The sequence below is a fragment of the Endozoicomonas sp. OPT23 genome, from assembly GCF_009653635.1.
Classification (GTDB): domain Bacteria; phylum Pseudomonadota; class Gammaproteobacteria; order Pseudomonadales; family Endozoicomonadaceae; genus Endozoicomonas_A.
On the sequence record NZ_PPFD01000001.1, the window covers coordinates 155,605 to 172,947 of the forward strand.

Genomic DNA, 17,343 nt, shown 5'->3' on the forward strand with positions numbered 1-17,343 from the left:
CGACTCTTTATTTCCAGAAAAGTAATCAACCTTCGTCGAATACTTCTTCCTGAATCCGCTTGATTCCAATGTGTCGTACATCGGTACCCTTCACCAGATAGATCACATACTCGGAAAGGTTACGGGCATGGTCACCAATTCTCTCCAGAGAACGCAGTACCCACATGATATTAAGCACTCGTGTGATAGAACGAGGATCTTCCATCATATAAGTCACCAACTCACGGGTGGCACTCTTGTATTCACGGTCAACCGCCTTATCTTCTTTGGCAACAGCGAGAGCAAGATCAGCATCAAAACGGGCAAAGGCATTCAATGAATCGTGAACCATCTGGCGAACATGGTTACCGATATGACGGGTTTCGATATAGCCTTTTGGCGATTCGCCCTGTTCACTGAGGCTGATGGCAAAACGGGCAATCTTTGCCGCTTCATCACCAATCCTTTCAAGGTCAGTAGACGCCTTTGAACAGGCTATTACCAGGCGAAGGTCGCTGGCCGCAGGCTGGCGACGAGCCAGAATACGGGAGCACTCTTCATCAATGGCAATCTCCATGTAGTTGATGTCTGTATCTTTCTCACACACTGTCATGGCCGCTTCACTGTCGGCACTGATCAGTGCATCGATAGCGTCTGTTACCTGCTTTTCAACCAGGCCGCCCATAGAGAGCAGGTTGTTTCGCAGCTCTTCCAGCTCATTATTAAATTGCTGGGAAATATGATGGCTGAGCAGTTCGCCTTTTGTATCCATTGTCGTTCAGGTCCTGAGTGCTTCAGCCGTAGCGGCCGGTAATATAATCTTCGGTTTGCTTCTGTTTCGGGTTAGTGAACAGAGTATCAGTATCACCAAACTCGATCAGCTTGCCCATATACATAAAGGCAGTGTAATCCGATACACGGGCAGCCTGTTGCATATTGTGGGTAACGATCACAATCGTAAACTTCGATTTGAGCTTGTTGATCAGCTCTTCGATCTTAAGTGTCGAGATCGGGTCGAGAGCAGAAGCCGGTTCATCCAGCAGCAGAACTTCAGGTTCTACGGCAATGGTACGGGCAATAACCAGACGCTGCTGCTGACCACCGGACATACCCAGTGCACTTTCATGCAGTCGGTCTTTTACTTCATCCCAGAGCGCGGCGTTACGCAGAGACCACTCAACCACATCATCCAGTACACGCTTCTTGTTAATGCCCTGAATACGCAGACCGTAAGCGACGTTTTCATAGATGCTTTTCGGGAAAGGGTTTGGCTTCTGGAATACCATGCCTACTCGACGACGAAGGTCGGCGACATTGACACCTTTCTCGTAAATGTTATTGCCATCGAGGGCAATTCTGCCACTGACCTTGCAGCTTTCAACCAGATCGTTCATCCGGTTCATGCTGCGCAGCAGAGTAGACTTACCGCAACCGGAAGGACCGATAAAAGCCGTTACCCGCTTTTTTGGTACTTTCATGGCAATGTCGAAAAGAGCCTGCTTCTGACCATAGAAGAGGTTGAGATCGCTGACATCCATGCAGGTCTCTTCGTCTTCAAGATTCAGTTTCTGGCGCGTGCGGCCCAGGCTTTCCAGGTTAAAAGCAGGCGAGCTGCTAACCGGCGAAGCTTCAGGCGATTGTTCCCGTGTTGGTGTGCTCAAGTCCAGTGCCTCATCCAGCATGGTGATACCTTTGAATTTTTATTAAACCTTTTAGCCAGCAGTAGTGGAAGAAAAGTCATCACTACTGCTGATTATTTCTGCATCAGATATCCGTCGAAGGCGGATATCTGAATAAATAGAGAACTTAAGCTTCCAGACTCTTATACTTTTCACGCAGCTGGTTACGAATAGCCACTGCTGAAAGGTTAAGAACTGCGATCACCACAACCAGCAACAATGCCGTTGCATAAACCAGTGGTCTGGCGGCTTCTACATTCGGGCTTTGGAAGCCAACGTCGTAAATATGGAAGCCAAGGTGCATAAACTTCTGATCCAGATGCAGGAACGGATAGTTAGCATCCAGTGGCAGGCTTGGTGCCAGTTTCACTACACCAACCAGCATCAGAGGAGCTACCTCACCCGCAGCTCGGGCAACAGCCAGAATCAAACCGGTCATCATTGCCGGGCTGGCCATGGGCAGAACAACGCGCCAGAGCGTTTCAGCCTTTGTTGCCCCCAGTGCCAGACTGCCTTCACGAACCGAGCTTGGAATGCGTGAGAGACCTTCTTCGGTAGCAACAATCACCACAGGGAGTGTCAGCAGAGCCAGAGTAATGGATGCCCAGAGCAGTCCTGGAGTACCAAAGGTTGGTGATGGCAGAGCTTCCTGGAAGAACAGCTGGTCAATCTGGCTACCTGCAAAATAGATAAAGAAACCAAGACCGAATACGCCGTAAACAATGGAAGGTACGCCTGCCAGGTTGTTCACTGCGACACGAATGGTTCGAGTCAGCCAGCCTTGTGGTGCGTATTCACGCAGATAAACCGCTGCGATTACACCAAAAGGTGTCACGATGATGGACATAAGAATAACCATCATTACGGTACCGAAGATCGCCGGGAAAACACCACCTTCGGTGTTGGCTTCACGAGGGTCGTCAGAAACAAACTCACCGATCTTGTCGATGTAGAAACCGATCTTGTCAGTCAGGCTCATGGCATTTGGCTGATAAGCACGAACCACCTTGCCAATAGACTGCTCTATCTGACTACCTTCAATGGTCTCTGCTACGAAGCTGTCACGGTTAAACTCAACGTAGAGGTCGCCCAGCTTATTTTCGAGCACCTTATATTCAGCATTAAACACCTTTCGTTGGGCTTCGATATCAGCCAGTTTTGCTGGTGTGTCATTGCCGCTTAGTTCAAGGCCTCGCTGTTCCAGTCTTAATCGCTCCAGCTTGGAGTTAATGGCGCCAATGTCGTGCTTTTCGATGTCGTAAATATCTTCGTAGATATTCAGGGCTCGTTGCAGACGTTTCTGAAACTCGGGCCAGGCACTGTCGCCTTCAACAACAATATTGCCATTCTGCTTGATCGTCTTCAGATAGCCGTAGAAATTACCCCACTCACGGCGTTCAAGGGCCATGATGTTTTCGGGATAGCTGCGATTTTCCAACCAGGTATCAAGCACCCAGGCAAAGTCGGAACCGGTGACATCACGGTTACCTACTTTCAGAAGGTTACGCTCAAGAAACTCTTTACCTTCCGGAGTAGGAATACCAGCTGACTGCAAACGTGTTGCAGAAACTTCTTCTACATCGGCTATTTCGCCAGCTACTACTCGCGAGATCTGGCCGGGCAGAGCGTAGTCAGCCACCAGAATCTGTCCGGGCCAGAAATGCCCCAGACCCCGAGCAGCAATTAATGAAAGCAGGCCTACGACCAGAATGACACAGATGGCTACGGCGCCGGCATTCAGCCAGACCCAGGGTGAACCACTCTTGTACCAGGCTTTTACGGATGTACTCATGATTAAAGCCTCATTCCTTAAAGCGAACTGTATTTCTTGCGCAGACGATGGCGAACCATCTCGGCGGCGGTGTTAACGACAAAGGTAAACAGGAACAGTACCAATGCTGCGAGGAACAGAATACGGAAGTGCGAGCTGCCTACTTCCGATTCCGGCATTTCTACGGCGATGTTAGCCGCCAGTGTTCGCATACCTTCAAATATGTTGGCGTCCATAATCGGTGTGTTACCGGTCGCCATCAGTACGATCATGGTCTCACCCACTGCACGTCCCATGCCGATCATTACTGCTGAGAAAATACCCGGGCTGGCCGTGAGAAGAACCACTCTCATCAATGTCTGCCAGGGTGTAGCTCCCAGTGCCAGAGAACCGTAACTGAGATGCTTTGGCACACTGAAGATGGAGTCTTCAGCGATGGAGAAGATCGTTGGGATGACCGCAAAGCCCATGGCCAGACCGACGACCAGAGCATTTCGCTGGTCATAAGGAATACCCAGTTCGGAAGTCAGCCATGTGCGCATATCACCGCCGAACATAACGGTTTCCAGAATTTCATTCATTCCCATGGCGACACCACCGCTGATGATGACAACAGGGATCAGTAGTGCAGCCTGGTAGCCGTCAGGAATAGCGTGGCGGATACGCCCTGGTAGTGAATCCCAGACAAAAGCAAAGGTCAGAATGCCTAAGGGAACAAAGATCAGCAGGGCAAAAATACCGGGCAGGTTATTCTCAATCAGAGGTGCCAGCCAGAGGCCAGCGAGGAAACCCAGAATTACCGTAGGCAGCGCTTCCATCAATTCAATGACCGGCTTCACCTTGCGGCGCATGCCTGGAGCCATGAAGTAAGCCGTATAGATAGCACCAGCAATGGCCAGCGGTGTTGCCAGCAGCATGGCGTAGAAAGCGGCTTTGAGAGTACCGAAGGCCAGTGGTGTCAGGCTCAGTTTAGGTTCGAAGTCATTATTGGAAGCAGAGGACTGCCAGATGTATTCCGGCTCCTGATAGCCTTCGTACCAGACTTCACCCCAGAGGGCCGACATGGACACTTCAGGGTGTTCGTTGTCGAGGCTGAAGAATCGTGTAGAGCCTTCACTATCACGTATCAGCAGGTAGTTACTGCGAGGTGAAATGGTCAGCTGATCAATATTACTGTCAGCCAGTTTCTCTGTCAGCAGAGTACGTTCTGCTGTTGTATAGAAAATACCGACATTGCCCTGTACATCTGAAGCCAGAAAACCTTTACGACGACGCTCAGGTATGATCTGGGTGATGGCAGCGTCTTCCAGTTTGAAGCTGCGAATCTGTTCAAGGCGCCATTTGTTCTGGTCATTACGCACCATGAACCACTGACTGATATTACCGCTGTCGTCACCAACTAGCAGAGATGCTCCGCCGAGCAGGAAAGTCATGGTCTGAACTTTCTCAGAGCCTGCTGTCAGATCAATTTCTGAAAGTTGGTAAGGCTGGTTAATGTTGTTGATATTGATCAGATTCAATTGATCAGAACCTGACTGCACAAACAGCCAATGCTGTTCGGGGTCTATCAAAACACTGTTAACATCACCATTAATCAGAGGAAGAGTCACACTGGTTTCTTCCAGAGTGATTTCTTCAGTCAGGAAGTCTTCTTCCTTGGTGAAGGCGGTCATATAGAGCTGTCTGCCACTATAACCGGAGATCAGCAGTTGCTCTTCACCGTCACTCAGGCTGAGCAGCTCAGCGGATGTACCATTGGTAATCAGGTCGAGAGCATTTTCGCCATAGGGGTAGGTGATGACAGGAGTAATCAGTCGCTTGTCATCTGGCCAGGTGATCTTGTAATCATGCTTGAATATAATTACCTGACCAGTACTGAGGCCTGCTGCCAGAAGGTTAGCGTTGGCAGTATCTTCGGTAATGGATGTCAGGCTGGTGCCAGCAGGAAGTGGCAGGCTGAAATTGTATTTCTGCTCACCAGTATGAGTGGCAGTAAAAGCCAGTGCCCCGGAGGAAGAAACGTTGAGAGCCAGCTCGGCCTGTTCTTCTATGCTCTGGTAAAGCGTGGGTGAACCTCTTTCAAACTGTTGAGTCCAAGTGGCTTGCTCCTGTATCTCTGCACTTTTGAAAAGAGGCACAACCTCATAGAGCAAATAGATAAATATCAGCAGGATGGCGACGATAACGCCAAGTCCTCCGACGGCTACACCCCATCGGGCAAACTGGTCCTTAAGGAAACGAAGCGACTTGTGTCGCTGCAGGGCGGGGCTGTTGTAATCAACACCGGGGCTGTCTTCTATTATTGGCTGATACATGGCGCTGCTTGCTCGGTATTTTGCTATGAAAATGCAGCTTTATCAGGCTTGGCAACCTGTCCATATTTTGGTGTGGGCTGCATTTCCCGCTCATGGCTGTCTGAGCGTACAATAAGATTCTTGTATGACAAAAATGTTACAGGTCGACAAAATTGAACATGCAAAGTTTGTTTACAACAGACATCAACTCAGGCTATTTTAATGGCTCATATTTCTGGCTGATGATAGCTTATTGATTGTCTTGAGCTTTTTGCTTTTCTGCGAGTAACGAGAAATGATACGAACGAAAAAATATGAACCCTTAGGTTCAAATAAAAAACCTGAACTAACTGTTTCATTCTGCCCCCTTTCAAGCTCCCTGCCTGTTGCCTCCCTGCATCTCCACCATCATCATACCCACCATTGATTCCTGACTCCGTTCAGCGAACCTTTTTATATTTAATTTGAGCTATTTTTGTACTCTTCTCAAAGAGACAAACTGACATTCGTCTGATCAGGCTCAAAAAAATACTCTTGCTGATTCGTCATAGTCCATAGTTAGTTACAAATGGTTAGTGACGAACAAAAAAACTATTAGAAAATTGGTATTTATATGAATGCAGTCATTATTGCGATTGCTGTGATGCTCGTGCTGAGTCTTGCACGCGTCAACGTCGTACTGGCACTATTTATTGGTGCATTGACCGGTGGCCTGACTGGTGGCCTTGATCTTTCTGGCACGCTCAATGCCTTCTCGACAGGAATGAGTGGCGGCGTTGGTATCGCCATGAGCTATGCGATGCTGGGTGCTTTTGCCGTGGCTATTTCCCGCTCAGGCATTCCTGAGTGGTTGTCTGTAAAGATTATTAACCGGGTGAAGAGTGGTGAAATTTCCGGAAACCAGCTGATGCTGAAATATGGACTTTTCGCTGCTTTGCTGCTCATGGCATTTTCTTCCCAGAACCTGATCCCGGTTCACATCGCGTTTATTCCTATTCTTATTCCGCCGCTGCTGGTGGTTTTCAGTTCAATGAATATTGATAGAAGACTGATTGCCTGCCTGCTGACCTTTGGTTTGACCGCAACTTACATGCAAGTGCCTATCGGTTTCGGTAGTGTTTACCTCAATCAGATTCTGGGTGGCAACCTGGTTGCCAACGGTCTGGAGATTGATTTGGCGCTGATGCCGAAAGCTATGGCTATTCCAGTTTTTGGTATGTTTTTAGGACTGTTGGTGGCTGTGTTTATCAGTTACCGAAAGCCGAGAACCTATCGAGTGGAAGAAGCTCAGATGATTACTGCGACAGAAGTTAATCTGAATGTCAGTACCGTCGTGATCTCTCTTCTGTCCATTGTCATGGTTCTGGGTGGGCAACTATTGACCGGTTCCATGATTCTTGGTGCAGCGATGGGCTTCGCCACCATGGTTATTGGTCGAGTAGTTTGCTGGCGCGAAGCAGACAGTGTATTCACTGATGGTCTGAAGCTGATGGCAGCCTTTGGCTTTATCATGATTGCTGCTGCAGGTTTTGCTGAAGTCTTGAGAACCACGGGTGAGATTCCTGCACTGGTTGCCCAGATTCAGAGTTTGGTTGGTGATAACAAGGCTCTGGCCTCACTGATGATGCTGTTGGTTGGTTTGTTCATCACCATGGGGATTGGCTCTTCCTTCTCTACCGTTCCGATCATTGCCACACTTTATGTGCCGCTTGGTATGGAACTGGGCTTCACACCTCTGGCGATTGCCTGTCTGGTGGGTGCTGCAGGAGCAGTGGGTGATGCGGGTTCTCCAGCGTCTGAATCAACCATTGGCCCTACAGCTGGTTTAAATGTTGATGGCCAGCACGACCACATTCGTGACTCTGTGATCCCAACCTTCCTGCACTTCAACGTGCCAATGGTTTTGTTTGGCTGGGCCGCGGCGATGGCGCTGTAATTTAAAAGTTGCCTGGTACACCATTTCAATTGGGTACTGAGTAGCAGGCAGGGGGACTCTTGAGTGAAAGTTGGTCAGAGTGCCCCTTATGTAGTTCGATCATCAAGAGTTTAATTGGGAGGGTTTTTTTTTGCCTTCTTTTGAAGAGGGAGTAGTGCATCACTAACATTTAGAGGTGATTTTTTTCGAGAAGCAGATGCGCTAATGCTGTTGTCTATAGTAGCATTTGCGTGTCCCCTTTTTTGCCTCGGGCTTAGCGGCGAATCCTCCATAGAGTCAGAGAATATTTCACTGAGTGCTGGGTTAAACAATTTCTGGCAAAGCGCTACTGTTTCTTGTTCAAGAGCCTCGGGAAACTGTTTTAGATACTCTTGTCTTTCAGCCAGTGATGAAATTTGAGCAACTACTTTTAAACAGGTTCTAGCTTCTTTCTGATTCCTCATTTGTAATAGATATCGGACATACTCTGTTTTAACTGCGGAGGAAGATTCTGACAGGTCTCGCCATGCTCTTGATGTTTGCTCCTGAAAAGCCGAAGAAGTAAACTCTCTGAACCCCTTTTGAAAAAAAGTTCTAAAGTATTGTCTTCTTTCACTATCGGGGTATTCAGTCAGCAAGTCATAGAAAAGCCGCTGTTCAGCAGCGGAAGTAATGTCCGCTAAAATTTTTAGGCACATTAACGATTCAGAACGTGCTTTGTAATTACGTAGATGTAGTCTAACTAGGGTTTCTCGATCATTAGTAGGGCCTTTCGACCATCTTTGTCGTTTACCTTCGTTTACCTGAATTATGTCGTCAATATCGCCATTAGGATTAAATTCACTCCGAATAAAACTTGCCAATTCTGGGTCGGTGTCGGGTGTAATCAGATCTCTGATTGTCCAGAATTCTGAAAAATCCATTGTTATAGCTGGACTGGCTATCGCGTGAAGGTGTTTACGTGCAACCTCTTTATCCTCAATATTGAGGAGGTACTCTACATACTTGACTCTCACATAAGGAGAAGCGCCAGCAAACTCTCGACAGACACTGGAGTGATGATCTTTCAGAACTTCCAGAGAAATTCCCTCATAGTCGAGGCTAAACCATATCCGACAAACTCTCTCAGTTTCAGAGTCAGTGGCGACGTTCGGTAATAATTGGAGGTATTTATCTCGCTCAGTTATGGAAGATAAACTGGCAACCACTTTCAGATACTGTCGAGCGAGGGCTTGGTCTTCCAAGGCAAGCAGGTGTTCCACATAACTCTCTTTATCTTCAGCAGAGGCGCGGGCAAGACAGATATAAAGGGGCGACTTTCTATCCTCAATATCCTTTAGAGAGGCTGACTGATAGTCTGGGGTGAATTCTTTCCGGCAAAATGCAGCTGTTTCTGCATCAATATTATCAGTAAGCAGTTGTAGGTAAGACTGCTTTTCCGTCATGGTAGATAAATTGCTAACTATTTTCAGGTACTTTCTGGCGACCTTTTTATCATTGAGAGAAAGAAAGTGCTTTATAAAGAGTGTTTTGACGGAAAGGGGGGCTATGGAGAGATTTTCCCATTCTGGAAGTTTGCAATCACACAAGGGGGTGAGGTCTGGCTGGTGTTCTAATAGATCAGCAATAAGAGGCAAGTCATTAGTTGATATAGCTGTGGATAGAGGGGATGCTTCTCCCCATTCTGAACCGGACAGATCTGCACCATAACAGATTAATAATCCGGCAAGAGTGTATTCTTTGTTTTGTATTACCTTAACCAGTAATGGAATTCCTTCGAGTGTGATATTGGGATCAGCACCGGTTTTAAGAAGTTCTTCCGCTAGAGCCAGATCAATGTCTTCTTCATAAACCATTTGCATCAAAGGCTTGTGATAGCTGGCACTGGATCGTTGATGCTTTGAACTGCGTGTTAAATTACTGATAGTGTCTTTCATTGTCTGGTCAAAAGCTTGGTTATTTTCGATGCCATCGTCAGTATTTCGATCAATCCGACACAGCCTGAATGTGACGATGTTGTTAGCGCAGGGATAACAAGATGAGATCAGGGGAGGGCTAAGTTCATGAATTGTTTCCCGGGAAGTCTGTATAAAGTATTCGGGTAGATTCAAGTCGAAAATTGTGGCAGTAGTATCAGCAATATGTATCGCCAGAGCGTGTGCTCCGGATGCAGAGCGGGCAGTTATTTTATACACGCCTTTAGGCAGATTCCTCAAACAGTAGCTGATTTCCTGTTTGTCTCCAAAAATGGGCCAGTAGCTTGATTGTGTGAGTGCAGCAGAGCCAGGCTGGTTTAGAACTTCACTTTGTAAATATCTTGATCCATGAGTTAATGATTGATATTTATGCAGACCATCCAGTAAATCATTGTTGGGATACTGATGACGCATCACCAGTTCAACCCAGGGACGAACCTCCATCAGAGCTACAATATCAGGGTTCTCTTTCTCCAATTTTTTCCAGACTGCCAGTGCTGAAAGGTTTGGGTGAGAGGTCCGGAATCGTTTATATTCTGCATTCGCGTCCTGCAGAGCTTTTTCCATAGAGTGGTACTTCTCGCCCATTAATTCCCAGCCATCCTCTGGCCTTCTACTCATCATTTGTAACCGAGAGGTGAAGCGTCTCAGTTCTTCTCGATTACCGGAATCTGATAAAATGGCGTTGATGTAGCTTGCTGTAAGGCCAAAGCATTCTCCTGCAGAATTCCTCCTTAGCCGCTCGTTGGACGTTACATCCTGCCATATAGGATGCACCGACAACATATTTCTGAATAGTTGATCACAGGCCAAAACGGGTGTCAGCGAAAAAAAATGAGTGAACCGCGATACTAAAGATTTGACTGGCTCCATAATGGCAGAAGTATAACTGAAGTAGCTACTTCCAGGTTTGTCAGGCTGAGGTCTAACCGCTCTGCCCCCTGTCGTTTTTCCTTCGAAGGGTTCGTCCTGATCAACATTAGCCGGAGGTGATGAAGTACCCAAATAGCAGTCATAACCGACTTTTAAATTCATAACTAACTCACAGTGCAGAAATTTATAACAGGGTCATAAAATGTCCTTTAGTTATATCGACTGTTGGAAACAGTATTTGAAATAGGAGAATAATCCCGCCGCTTGCTGATAGCCGCTCAGAACAAACTTGATACACGAAAGCTTGCTCTGGAGTAGTACATAGATGTGCTAGTTAGATAACTTGATGCGGAGATAAGGCTGATTTACCTTCAGCCTTCCGTCACCTACTCCAGCAATGGCTTTGAAGAACGCTGATGTTACTGTCAGCAACCCGCCTGCTTTTACCTTCCTAACCTTGATCACCAACTCATTTGTTGCTCTGTCCAGATGGATTTCACCCTGCCCTTCAGCAGGCATATTCCATACCGGTGTGGGGAGTTTGAGTGAGAAGTGTATCTTATGATCTCTGATCTTAATGCTGACATCTTTGACGGTGTTACCAGAGTCAGAACCTTCAGAATTGATATGTTCAGTCAGGTCACCGGCGAAGCTGCTGATTGAAGGTTTGTTTGCGGAAACTGATTTCAATGTTCCCAGTTTCAGAGAGCCTTGCTTCAGGCAGGAGTCCAGCAGGTCTATCACTTCGCTTTCCAGTAGAGAGAGCCTCTGAAAGCAGGTCAGCTGAAAGTCAGACATGGTTAACTGACCGCGACGCTCAATGCCATTGAAATGTTTGAATGAGATGGACAGCTGGTTGTCCTGATAAAGGGCATTCAGAGCCTTCATTTCGCCTTTGATGACCTTCTCGAAAGTGCCAATCTGGTCGGTATAGGGAATTCGTATGCCAGCAAACTCAAATAAATACTGATTTGCCTGAAATCCCTTACTCACTTCAAGTTGGAGGTCTCCGCTGAGTAATATTCCCTGATAGCCCACCGATACCGCTGTGCCGAGACCTGATGGTTTGTTGTAGAGAAAATTAACATTATCGAGCTTAAGCTCAGGCTGTCCTGCCCAGGAAGAGAGAGGTAATAGTAGTAAGCAGAGAAACAGTGATTTCATTGAAAAGGCATCCTTTCCTTCTAACAATCGTTCTTGTCAGTTTAGAAGGCTGCCGTGATACTTTTCTAAAGACATAAAAAACCACCTGATCGACAGGTGGTTTTTTAAATAGCTGGTTGAAGTAGTGATTACTTCAGGTTCAGCTGGGACAGGTACTTTTCAACAACCTTGGAAGGCAGAGGGATGTAGCCGTCTTTCACCACTACTTCCTGACCCTGTTGAGACAGCACCATCTTCAGGAACTCGGACTCCAGAGGAGACAGTTTCTTGTTAGGCTGCTTGTTGATGTAAACGTAGAGGAAACGGGACAGTGGGTAGCTGTTGTTTACCGCATTGTCTGGAGTAGCTGCAACGAAAGGCTGACCGGCTTTCTTGGCCAGAGGTACAGTACGTACGCTGGAAGTCTTGTAACCGATACCTGAGTAGCCGATGCCGTTCAGGGAAGCAGAAACAGACTGCACTACAGAAGCAGAGCCTGGCTGTTCGTTTACGTTGTTACGGAAGTCACCCTTACACAGGGCTTTCTTCTTGAAGTAGCCGTAAGTACCGGATACAGAGTTACGTCCGTATAGCTGAATAGAGCGGTTCTTCCAGCCTCCGTCCAGACCAGTCTTACCCCAGGTTGCGATATCAGCATCGCCACCACACTTTCGGGTAGAGGAGAAAATGGCGTCAACCTGAGCCATGGTCAGACCCTTAACAGGGTTGTCCTTGTTGACGAATACGGCCAGAGCATCGATAGCAACAGGAACGGCAGTAGGCTTGTAACCGTGCTTCTTCTCAAAAGCAGCCAGTTCCTTGTCCTTCATCTTACGGCTCATAGGACCGATGTTTGAAGTACCTTCAGTCAGGGCTGGAGGCGCAGTTGAAGAACCGGCAGCTTGAATCTGAACATTTACGTTAGGGTATTCACGTTTGAAGTCTTCAGCCCACAGGGTCATCAGGTTAGCCAGAGTATCGGAACCAACGCTGGAAAGGTTACCGGAAACACCGCTGGCCTTTTTATAAGCCGGGATATCTGCATCGATCTGGCTGGCACTTACTGCCTGAATGCTTGTTGCCAGAGCTATTGTTGTTATTAGTGCTTTCAGCTTCATCCTTGTTTCTCCAAGTAGAATTCGGTTAGGTCTGCTGTTCAGAAAATCAGTTGTTTTATCTACTGGCTGAAACTATAAAGTTGCAATGTGACAGTTAGATGAAAGTTTTATTCAACTTCAATGACAGTGGGCAGGGTTTATAAAGCAGTAAGCGAGCAGGTGCACGTAATAAACTATTACGGCGAAAAAAAACCGGAGCCAGAACTCCGGTTTTTAAGTTTGAATGCTATTTTTTGCGAGTAAAGCTAGTGAGTGAAGTTATCGAGTAAAGGATGGAGCGTGTCCACCGTCTACATTAATAATGTTCCCCGTGGACTTTGAAGACTCTTCACTGATCAGGAAGTAAGTTGCGTTCGCAATATCTTCAGGGAAGATATTCTTCTTCAACATGCTGCGCTGACGGTAATGCTCTTCCAGCTCCTGCTGACTAAGGTTGTAAGCACTGGCGCGCTCTTCACGCCACTTGCCGGTCCATATTTTGGAACCACGAAGCACGGCATCCGGGTTAACCACGTTTACACGAATATCATGATCTGCACCTTCCAGTGCCAGACAACGTGCCAGCTGGACTTCAGAGGCTTTGGCGGTGCAGTAGGCGGATGCATTCTTGGAAGCAACCAGAGCATTCTTGGAAGCAACAAATACCATGCTTCCACCCAAACCCTGATCAGTCATCAGTGAGAAAGCTTCACGGCTTACCAGAAAGTAGCCGGTGGACAGAATGTCCATGTTCTTCTGCCATTCCTGCAAACTGGTTTCAGTGATAGGTGAAGAGGAAGCAATACCGGCATTGGATACGAGGATATCCACACCACCAAAGGTGCGGGCTGTTTTCAGGAATGCCTGTTTAATGTCCTCTTCTTTCGTAACGTTACAAACGACAGTTGAAACCTTGTCGGCACTGAACTGTTCACTCAAACCGGCTTCAGCATTAGCCAGCGCTTCCTGATCAATGTCGGCAAGCATAACGCAGGCACCTTCATGCAGGCAGCGGTGAGCAATGGCCTGACCGATACCGCCTGCACCACCAGTAATAAAGGCAATCTTGCCAGCCAGAGATTTTGGCTTAGGCATACGCTGCAGTTTGGCTTCTTCCAGCAACCAGTACTCAATATCAAACGCTTCCTGCTCAGGAAGTGCCTGATAGTTACCCATCAGGCTGCTACCACGCATAACGTTAATAGCATTGATATAGAACTCACCGGCTATACGGGCAGTGGCTGCGTCCTTGGCAAACGACAACATACCAACACCTGGAATCAGTGTGATAACAGGATTCGGGTCACGCATGGCCGGACTCTTGTCGTGCTTGCAGCGGTCATAGTAAGCCTGATAATCAATACGGTAATCGGCGATAGCCTTTTCAAGCTTTTCATCCAAGCCAGCCAGAGGCTCCTGACCGTCTTCCAGTCGAAGAATCATTGGCCGGATTTTGGTTCTGAGAAAGTGGTCAGGGCAGGAAGTACCTAAAGCAGCCAAGCGGTCAAACTCGGCAGAGTTCACAAACTCCAGAACTTCTTCACCATCAAAAAAGTGGCCCAGCTTTCCTTCGTCCTGACCGATCTTGCCTCTGATCTTTGGCATCAGGTTGCTGACGATGGTGTCTCTGTTTTCTTTCTTCAGCGGCTCAACAAGGTTCTTACCAAATGCCTGTCTGCTACTGGAAACCTCTTCAATCCAGCTGATGGCTCTGTTGATAACAGAGAGGGAGTTCAGATAGCAGTCATAAGATGTATCACCCCAGGTGAATAGACCGTGGTTTTCCAGCACTACACCTTTCAGATTTGGTGACTCCTTTGCCAGCTTTTCCAGCATCAGACCCAGTTCATAACCTGGCTTCTGCCATGGTAGCCAACCCAGCTCACCACCAAAGATATCCTGCGTCAGCTGTCTACTGTTGTCAGATGCTGCGATGGCGATAACTGCGTCAGGGTGCATGTGGTCAACATGGGCGAAAGGCAGGTAAGCGTGCAGTGGCGTATCAATACTGGCTGCTCGCGGGTTCAGGTTGAAGGTGCAATGAGGCAGATAGCCAACCATTTCATCTTCAAACTCGAGACCACGATAAAGAGGTTTAAGCTGATTCAGCTTATCCATATAAAGAGTGGCAAAACCATCAAGATCAATCGTGCCTACATCACCGCCAGAGCCTTTTACCCAGAGAATCTCAGCCATCTGGTTGGTCAGTGGGTCATTTTGCTGAACTTTGGCTGAAGTATTACCGCCACCGTAATTAGTGATGCGCTTGTCGGAACCGAGAAGATTAGAACGGTACTTCAGCAGTTCCTGCTCATTCAGGGTTGATGCGTATTCTGAGTCCCAGAGGTCAGGAAGAAGAGATGTGCTCATTGTCTGCCTTTCTTAATGTTGTTATTGAAATTGAAAGTGGTGGATATAAACGACAATGCTTAATGGTTTTTATTGTCAGCATATCAGCCAGGAGTGAAAGGATTATTTCATTAACAGTCAATATTAGTCAAACTGCGTCAAAACAAATCTTTGCGATTGTCATTAGTCTCCATAAAACTCCATGTATATCAGATAGTTAGGCAGCTTGACGTACTGAAAACTCGTCTACACTCAATTTACAGTCTGGCTAACGCAAGAAATTGTATGCCGTCTGGTAGATGAACTGCCCTATACATGGAGGTCCAAGCGTGAAAGCACTATTACCTGTTTATGCACTGACCGCAGTAGTTGCTCTGTTTCAGAGCCATGCGATTCAGGCGCAGTCCCTGTTTACCAAGGAGAGAATGCCAACTATTCCATTTACAGCGGTATCCCCAACTTTGGGCGAATCGAAACTGGTTATGGTTGGTGTTGATAAGGTTCAATACTTCAACGATAAGGATGGCAATCGCATGTTGTTTGGCGGTCAGGCTGAAGTCTGCACTCGCTACTCTGTAGCGGGTAGCCAAAGCGACCGTATATGCCTCGCGTCTGAGAAGGTTGATCTGGTCAGATCTGCAAAGTATCAGTTCTCATACTGTACTTTTCGCTCCGGTGACGAATGTATAAAGGATGCGTCTGTTTCCAGAGAGTATCCAGATACCTATACTGTCGACACTCTAACCCGCCAAAGTGTTTCGGATGACTTCAATTTTGTCAGACCGGCTTCTTCAAGAGAGCTCTCCCTGCAGGAATGCAAGGATTGCTCATCCATGAAGTACTGACAGGTGTAAATAGTAAGAGCCCTGCAGCAGCAGGGCTCTCATTTTGCTATCAGAATGTGTAGTTCAGACGCAGACGCAGAGCAGTAGTCTTATCGCTCACGGCCTGAGACACGTCACTGGCAGAAGAGTAAGAACCGGCTACAGTCGCTGAAGCGCCTTCAATACCGAGCAGAGGCATAGTGTAAGCAGCATAGGTCGTACTTACTTTTGTGTCCTTTGTGGCAGCTGCATCGAAGTCTGTCTTGGAGTGGATGTAGCCCGCACCGAAGTCGCCATAAGTTACGTTAATAGCGTAAGTATTAACTTTGTCCTTGGATTCTTTGTCTTTGCTCTGAGCAAGGTTCAGGTTTACATCAGCACCTGAAACGTTGAAGTTGGCATTAGCACCAAAGCCGTTTTTATTAACCTTTTTAGTGCCTGCAGGAGTTGCTGCACTTGTAAATGTTGCTGGAACAGCTGCAAACTCGCTGTCATATTTAACCTGTTCATAGCCAACGGTCAGGTTAACAACTTCCGAAGACCACATTACAGCAGGACGAATACCTGTGAATGCCTGCTTATCAACTTCGTCGCCACCTTCAAAGTCGCCGAAGGCTGTAGCCAGTTCGAACTTCAGGCTGTCAGATGCATTGAAGTGCAGGGCAACCTGGCCTGAATCATTCTTGCCGAAACGGCCACGAACGTAGCTAGCTTCATAGACAGAAACTTCGCTGCCGCCAGCGTGTTCAATAATAGTATCCTTGCCCTTCGGAGTCAGGTTTACGGCTTCAAAACGGCCCGCCTGAACATCCCAGGTGTTGTTACCCAGCTGAATAAAGGCATCCCTGATAGCTACGCCATCACTGGTTTGCAGACGAAATGCGCCTTTGCCAGCGACAAAGTATTCGCCCATTTCACGCTTGGCAGTAGCAGCGATCTCAACGTGACCGCTTTGTTTGTATTCTGCAGATTCAAGAGAGGTATCAATCATATCGGTGTTGAGCTCAAGATCCGCACCAATATTCAGGTCAGCAAAGGCTGGAGTGATCATTGCCCCGGCAATGACAGAGGCTAATAGTGATTTTTTAAACACAGTGGCTCCCAGGTGTCTAATTTATTGTTATTGGTTTAGGTAGATCTGCTGGCCAGCTGTGAAAAGATTATTGGGCAAAGGTGTCAAGTTCAATGAAAATCTGTCATGACAGGTCATGAATGGCACTGCGCCAAAAATGGTAAATGACAGAAAATGCAAAAACTCCTGATAGTAAGGGCTATTTGTTAACCTGTTATAAGTTTGTTTATGAGTAGATTTGTTGTTATGTGTGTTTAATATGAAAAAGATTCAAATTGGTGAAATATTTTTTCAATACCCCTGTCAAAACTGACTTTATATCTTGAAAAAACATTCATTCTTGGCAATATTCCCTTGTTTATTAGGCTCTG

Annotated in this window: 11 protein-coding genes; 2 read left to right on the forward strand and 9 right to left on the reverse strand. The window is 47.1% G+C overall.

The genetic code is table 11. The features are described from left to right. Window positions 1-25 precede the first annotated feature (25 nt). From phoU to EOPP23_RS00630, 4 genes are all read right to left on the reverse strand, one after another. Window positions 26-751 (reverse strand): phosphate signaling complex protein PhoU, encoded by a 726-nt coding sequence (gene phoU / locus EOPP23_RS00615; RefSeq protein WP_153764040.1) that lies wholly within the window; start codon window positions 749-751, stop codon window positions 26-28. Window positions 752-773: 22 nt separating this feature from the next. Continuing rightward, entirely contained in the window at window positions 774-1,661 is an 888-nt protein-coding gene (pstB, locus tag EOPP23_RS00620; protein ID WP_153764041.1) for a phosphate ABC transporter ATP-binding protein PstB, read from the reverse strand. Between the two features lie 124 nt (window positions 1,662-1,785). Then, entirely contained in the window at window positions 1,786-3,450 is a 1,665-nt protein-coding gene (gene pstA / locus EOPP23_RS00625) for a phosphate ABC transporter permease PstA (protein WP_153764042.1), read from the reverse strand. A gap of 17 nt (window positions 3,451-3,467) precedes the next feature. Further along, complete coding sequence (locus EOPP23_RS00630) at window positions 3,468-5,744, reverse strand: ABC transporter permease subunit (RefSeq protein WP_153764043.1); 2,277 nt, start codon at window positions 5,742-5,744, stop codon at window positions 3,468-3,470. A gap of 592 nt (window positions 5,745-6,336) precedes the next feature. Here EOPP23_RS00630 and EOPP23_RS00635 point away from each other — a divergent pair. Continuing rightward, window positions 6,337-7,659 (forward strand): Na+/H+ antiporter family protein, encoded by a 1,323-nt coding sequence (locus tag EOPP23_RS00635; RefSeq protein WP_153764044.1) that lies wholly within the window; start codon window positions 6,337-6,339, stop codon window positions 7,657-7,659. A gap of 110 nt (window positions 7,660-7,769) precedes the next feature. Here the strand turns inward: EOPP23_RS00635 and EOPP23_RS00640 are convergent, their stop codons facing one another. The 4 genes from EOPP23_RS00640 to EOPP23_RS00655 all read right to left on the reverse strand — a co-directional run bounded on the left by EOPP23_RS00640 (window position 7,770) and on the right by EOPP23_RS00655 (window position 15,097). Further along, complete coding sequence (locus tag EOPP23_RS00640) at window positions 7,770-10,181, reverse strand: hypothetical protein (protein WP_153764045.1); 2,412 nt, start codon at window positions 10,179-10,181, stop codon at window positions 7,770-7,772. Window positions 10,182-10,817: 636 nt separating this feature from the next. After that, window positions 10,818-11,651 (reverse strand): hypothetical protein, encoded by an 834-nt coding sequence (locus EOPP23_RS00645; protein WP_153764046.1) that lies wholly within the window; start codon window positions 11,649-11,651, stop codon window positions 10,818-10,820. A 128-nt stretch (window positions 11,652-11,779) separates the two neighbouring features. Next, window positions 11,780-12,748 carry a PstS family phosphate ABC transporter substrate-binding protein gene (locus EOPP23_RS00650; RefSeq protein ID WP_153764047.1) on the reverse strand — a complete coding sequence of 323 codons (969 nt, stop codon included), beginning with the start codon at window positions 12,746-12,748 and terminating at the stop codon, window positions 11,780-11,782. A 258-nt stretch (window positions 12,749-13,006) separates the two neighbouring features. Continuing rightward, on the reverse strand, window positions 13,007-15,097 hold the full coding sequence (locus tag EOPP23_RS00655; RefSeq protein ID WP_153764048.1) for a bifunctional rhamnulose-1-phosphate aldolase/short-chain dehydrogenase: 2,091 nt from the start codon (window positions 15,095-15,097) through the stop codon (window positions 13,007-13,009). 308 nt (window positions 15,098-15,405) lie between these two features. On the opposite strand from EOPP23_RS00655, the gene EOPP23_RS00660 reads away from it, so the two are divergent. Further along, a complete protein-coding gene (locus EOPP23_RS00660) occupies window positions 15,406-15,921 on the forward strand; it encodes a hypothetical protein (protein ID WP_153764049.1) in 516 nt (171 codons plus the stop codon). A 49-nt stretch (window positions 15,922-15,970) separates the two neighbouring features. Here the strand turns inward: EOPP23_RS00660 and EOPP23_RS00665 are convergent, their stop codons facing one another. Continuing rightward, on the reverse strand, window positions 15,971-16,993 hold the full coding sequence (locus EOPP23_RS00665; RefSeq protein WP_153764050.1) for a carbohydrate porin: 1,023 nt from the start codon (window positions 16,991-16,993) through the stop codon (window positions 15,971-15,973). Window positions 16,994-17,343: the final 350 nt, after the last annotated feature.